A 4,780-nucleotide genomic window follows, 5' to 3' on the forward strand; every position below is an offset into this window, starting at 1 on the left:
CTAAAAATTTCATTAAAATGTATTATTTCCAATTATAAAAAAGCACAGAAACACCTTAAAAAGCAAAATAAAACAACCGAATCAGTTAAATAGGATTAAAAGAATACATTAAAGGTAAGTGATAAATATGGATAATAAGATACTGAGAGATTTACTCATATTTGGAATTATTATAATAATTGCTGCTATTGTATTCAGTTTCGTGTTTTCACCATCCAGTGATGCACACAATACCAGCATACAAGTTCTGAATAAAGGAGATTTAGGATCAAACAGTACAATTTACGTTAAATTGACTGACAGTCAAAAGACATCTTTAAGTAACAAAACAGTCCATGTTAAACTTTTAGATAATAAAGGCAAGGTGGTCTATAAAAAGAATATAAAGACACACGCCACCGGAGTCGGAATGGCCAAATTATCTAATATGAGTTCAGGGGAATACACCCTCAACATAACATATGATGGAGATGCAAACTACACAGGATGCAGCCTTTCCAAGAAAGTTAAGGTCGATTCAGGCGTTGTCAAGGATGAAATCGACAACAGCACACTGGACAGTGCAGCCATACAGGACATCCTTGATACCCAGGCACAGCTTGATCAAGATTCAAGCGATTCACAGCAATACGACCAATCTTATACTCCATCAAATCCGTCAAGTGATTCCGATTCATCATCCAGTGACTCAAACGACGATGGCTTTGATGTTTACATTGATGAAGACGGAAATACAATGGACGTTGTTATAGACGAAGATGGAAATCAAGTAGATCCAACGCAAAATTAAATCAATACTTTAAGAGATTCCCAAAATAAATATATTGCACTGAAAATTATTAAAACTGCAAATATTTTGGGAATATATTTTGTTTTTGAAATTAACCTTTCCAAATCTATTTTTGAAATTATAAAACTCAACACCGCCAGCGTCAAACCAAAGCCCAAAACATATAGAACTATATTGAAAGCGGAATATGCAGCATCATTTGAAGTGACAAGCAACGTTACAAGAGATATGAGATATGCACTGTAGCACGGAGCCCATGAAAGGGAAGTTATGAACCCCAAAACAAAAGAACCAATTATACCATCGCTTTTTTGAGGAAGCTTCACTGCCAAATCAAAGGAATAATCCGCAAACATAGCTATTCCAATAATCAAAAGCAAAGCTGCTGCCACCAGCCGTATATAGAACATGTAGCTGTAAACCAGAGATGTGAAAAATCCTGTCAGAAGCACAACAACAAGAAATATGCTTCCAAGACCCAAAACGAATGAGAATATTTCACTTTTAGACTTTGCCCTGAGGCTGAAGGCTACAAAAATCGGAATAATCGGCAATATGCACGGAGACAGTATTGAGATTACTCCTGTAAAAAAAGAAATTAAAGGAAAGATTTCCATTTAAATCTCCTTTAAAGTGTTTAAAAACTCGTCGGCACCTGAATACCCTTCTACCTTAGTGATTTCCTTACCGTTTGAATCCAAAAACTGTATTGTAGGGGTTCCAAAAACCTTATACTTGTTTGCAATTTCAGGATGTTTATTGATATCCACGAAAATCACGATACATTTCTCGTTCAGTTCCTTTTGAACGTCAGGGTTGGACAGAACATCTTTTTTAAACATGTCACAGTAAACACAACTGTCCTGATCAAAAACTATCATGACAGTTTTATTTTCAATTTTAGCTGTGTTCAAAGCTCCATCAACATCATTTGCAATTTTCAAGCCGGGAATTTGAGAATTGTCAAAATCAATGCTGTAAACCGCAGATGCCAATGCCAAAAGCATGACCGCAAAGACAACAATAAGATATTTCTTCATGATAGAAACTTTAAAAATCAACACTAATATAGTTTACTCATGTATATTGCCAGATGAAAATAAATGTCAATGTCAAAAAGGCTATCGTTAATGTTAATGTTGAGCGATAATCTTTAATAATAACCAGAAAACCATCAAAATAATTAACCGTATTTTTTAGAATATGCATAGGAAAACTTCACCGAAAATCGCACAGTCTGGCAGACACAACATTTCAAAAAAATAATGGCGGATGAAATGCATCTCACCTGACTTAACAGTTGTCTTTAAGGAGCATCTAACTTAATCTTCAAAAAGTTCATAGTTTACATCAGGACTATTTGAAGCCATCTAAATCAACTTTTCTAGTGCCCCTATAGTCCCCGTTTTCAAAATGTCTGATTCTTTCATTATAGTAATCTGCATCTTCATCATTTAATTCTTCAAAATACATTCTTTCATACGCCTCAATTAATCTAGCTATAATATCATTGTATGTTTCGGATTTTAAACCTAAATGAGCTAGTTTTGTATGAGTTTCTTCAGTTACACGAATTGTTTTCATAGCCATAGTGAAACCTCCAGTATATTAAAGTTAATTAGATACATTGATTATATTAAATATATTATTTATAATTATTGTAAATTAATATACTGACATGCCTAACTGTACCATTAAGACAAAAAACATGAAGAAATTCTAACTAAGAATATATTTTTAAAAATTATGAAACTTTTGGAAGTGCGACTTTGCACAAAAACACACGCCAAAATCAAGAATTAATTTAAAAAATAGCTAATTACCCTATAAATAATTATTAGATTAAAAAAAAGAAAAAAAGAAACAAGGAAATCTATACGATTCCTTGTGCATTCATAGCGTCAACAACTTTCTTGAATCCTGCAATGTTTGCTCCTGCAACATAGTTTTTGTCCATGCCGTATTCTTCAGCAGCTTCAGCAGCATTTGCGAAAATAGTTTCCATAATGGTTTGGAGTCTACCGTCAACTTCTTCAAAGGTCCAGGATAATCTTTCTGAGTTTTGGGACATTTCAAGAGCGGAAGTAGCTACTCCACCAGCGTTGGATGCTTTACCTGGAGCGAATAATACGCCGTTTTCCTGTAAGTATTCGGTTGCTTCAATTGTGGTTGGCATGTTTGCACCTTCAGCAACAGCGAGTACACCGTTTTCGACTAAGGTTTTAGCATCTTCTAATTGCAATTCATTTTGGGTAGCACATGGAAGAGCGATGTCACATTTGATGGACCATACGCCTTTGCCTTCGTGGTATTCAGCGCTTTCTCTAGCTTCAGCATATGCAGTTAATCTTTCTCTTCTTACTTCTTTAATTTCTTTTAATAACTCAACGTCGATTCCTTCTGGGTCGTAAATCCAACCGGTTGAATCGGAACAGGTTACAGGATTTCCGCCTAATTGTTGAGCTTTTTCGATTGCATAGGTTGCTACGTTACCTGCACCTGATACTGCAATGGTTTTTCCTGCAATGTCAATGTCGTTTGCTTTTAACATAGCGTTTGTGAAGTATAATAATCCGTATCCGGTAGCTTCGGTTCTTGCTAAAGATCCACCGAATGATAATCCTTTACCAGTTAATACTCCTTCATATAATCCTCTGATTCTTTTGTATTGGCCGAATAAGAATCCGATTTCTCGGCCACCTACACCAATATCCCCTGCAGGAACGTCAGTGTCAGCACCAATGTATTTGCATAATTCAGTCATGAAAGATTGACAGAATGCCATGATTTCTCTGTCGGATTTTCCTTTAGGATCAAAGTCAGATCCACCTTTTCCTCCGCCGATTGGAAGACCGGTCAAGGAGTTTTTGAAAATTTGTTCGAAACCTAAGAATTTGATGATACCGAGATTTACGGATGGGTGGAAACGTAATCCTCCTTTGTAAGGTCCGATTGCACTGTTGAACTGTACCCTGTATCCGGTGTTTACTTGTACCTGTCCGTTGTCATCTACCCATGGAACACGGAATTTGAATTGTCTTTCCGGATTGGTTAATCTTTCAAGAAGTGCATTTTTTCTGTATTCATCTTCGTTTTCTTCAATTACAACCCTTAAGGATTCCAATACTTCGCGTACAGCTTGGTGGAATTCAGGTTCTGAAGGGTTTTGTTCAATAATGGTTTCAATTACTTCATCTACGTATGACAAAAATATTCCTCCAAAATAAATTTAGATTAATTTTAATATCATTAAATTTTTTTAACAATATACTATAATATTTGGAGGTTCTTATATTTAAATATTTTTCAATATTTACTAGAATATTAGAATAATATTCATTAAAATTAATGATTATCCTAAACATAATATAATTAATTCATAAAATATTATTAATTTAAATAATTCTTTTTAAATAATAAACAAAAATGTATAAAGAAAATAATCAATTGGTGTACAAAGTCGGAAATTGATTGCCAACAATGAAATTCCGAGTCGGAAAACGAATTGCCGTGTTTAATATTTGCGACATTGCCCGACAAAATACCGAACAAAATCGGCAATACCGACAAAATAATTAAACAAAATTATATCGAATTTTAAAAAGCATATTCCTTTATATACCATAATTAACAAATCAATCTACAATAAACAGTGAAATTTAAAAATTGATATACAAAATAATAAAATGGTGAAAAAAATATGGCTACAGAAAAGATTACAAAAAGTCAGTATGATGCTCTAAAGGAAAGCTATTTGGCAAAAAACAGGACACTGTTCTCACTCTACGTTGAGCTGAACAATGAAATAGAAGTGTCAAAACACCTATTTTTCAAATTAATCAATAAAATTCGCCAGGAAGAAGGATTAAACCCTCACTATAATTGAACCACCCCATCCTATAGAGGATGGGGATTCCTGAATTATTTTCACTTAATAATGGTTAATTTAAGTATTTTATCAGGCTATCCCCGTTGAACCAGCGGTTTAGA

The 4,780-nt window shown here is 34.1% G+C and carries 6 protein-coding genes; 2 read left to right on the forward strand and 4 right to left on the reverse strand.

From position 1 onward, the window contains the following. Nucleotides 1-127 precede the first annotated feature (127 nt). The gene (locus QZU83_RS10080; RefSeq protein ID WP_295611866.1) at nucleotides 128-790 is read left to right on the forward strand and encodes a DUF3244 domain-containing protein; all 663 of its coding nucleotides are present in this window, start codon (nucleotides 128-130) and stop codon (nucleotides 788-790) included. Here the strand turns inward: QZU83_RS10080 and QZU83_RS10085 are convergent. The 4 genes from QZU83_RS10085 to gdhA form a co-directional block, all read right to left on the reverse strand. After that, the gene (locus QZU83_RS10085) at nucleotides 787-1,407 is read right to left on the reverse strand and encodes a cytochrome c biogenesis CcdA family protein (protein ID WP_295611867.1); all 621 of its coding nucleotides are present in this window, start codon (nucleotides 1,405-1,407) and stop codon (nucleotides 787-789) included. The two genes, QZU83_RS10080 and QZU83_RS10085, sit on opposite strands and share 4 nt — an antisense overlap. Continuing rightward, on the reverse strand, nucleotides 1,408-1,830 hold the full coding sequence (locus tag QZU83_RS10090) for a thioredoxin family protein (RefSeq protein ID WP_295611868.1): 423 nt from the start codon (nucleotides 1,828-1,830) through the stop codon (nucleotides 1,408-1,410). A gap of 316 nt (nucleotides 1,831-2,146) precedes the next feature. Then, the gene (locus QZU83_RS10095; RefSeq protein WP_295611869.1) at nucleotides 2,147-2,380 is read right to left on the reverse strand and encodes a hypothetical protein; all 234 of its coding nucleotides are present in this window, start codon (nucleotides 2,378-2,380) and stop codon (nucleotides 2,147-2,149) included. Between the two features lie 283 nt (nucleotides 2,381-2,663). Beyond that, nucleotides 2,664-3,998: an NADP-specific glutamate dehydrogenase gene (gene gdhA / locus QZU83_RS10100; protein ID WP_295611870.1), complete on the reverse strand. Its 1,335-nt coding sequence runs from the start codon at nucleotides 3,996-3,998 to the stop codon at nucleotides 2,664-2,666. 492 nt (nucleotides 3,999-4,490) lie between these two features. Here gdhA and QZU83_RS10105 point away from each other — a divergent pair, with 492 nt between their 5' ends. Beyond that, nucleotides 4,491-4,676 carry a hypothetical protein gene (locus tag QZU83_RS10105; RefSeq protein WP_295611871.1) on the forward strand — a complete coding sequence of 62 codons (186 nt, stop codon included), beginning with the start codon at nucleotides 4,491-4,493 and terminating at the stop codon, nucleotides 4,674-4,676. The last annotated feature ends 104 nt before the right edge of the window (nucleotides 4,677-4,780 follow it).

It is taken from the genome of uncultured Methanobrevibacter sp. (assembly GCF_902771435.1).
Classification (GTDB): Archaea; Methanobacteriota; Methanobacteria; order Methanobacteriales; family Methanobacteriaceae; genus Methanocatella.

Bases quoted from the DNA above. Each gene is read 5' to 3' on its own strand.
- QZU83_RS10080 (WP_295611866.1), top strand. From the start codon at position 128: ATGGATAATAAGATACTGAGAGATTTACTCATATTTGGAATTATTATA.
- QZU83_RS10085 (WP_295611867.1), bottom strand. From the start codon at position 1,407: ATGGAAATCTTTCCTTTAATTTCTTTTTTTACAGGAGTAATCTCAATA.
- QZU83_RS10090 (WP_295611868.1), bottom strand. From the start codon at position 1,830: ATGAAGAAATATCTTATTGTTGTCTTTGCGGTCATGCTTTTGGCATTG.
- QZU83_RS10095 (WP_295611869.1), bottom strand. From the start codon at position 2,380: ATGGCTATGAAAACAATTCGTGTAACTGAAGAAACTCATACAAAACTA.
- QZU83_RS10105 (WP_295611871.1), top strand. From the start codon at position 4,491: ATGGCTACAGAAAAGATTACAAAAAGTCAGTATGATGCTCTAAAGGAA.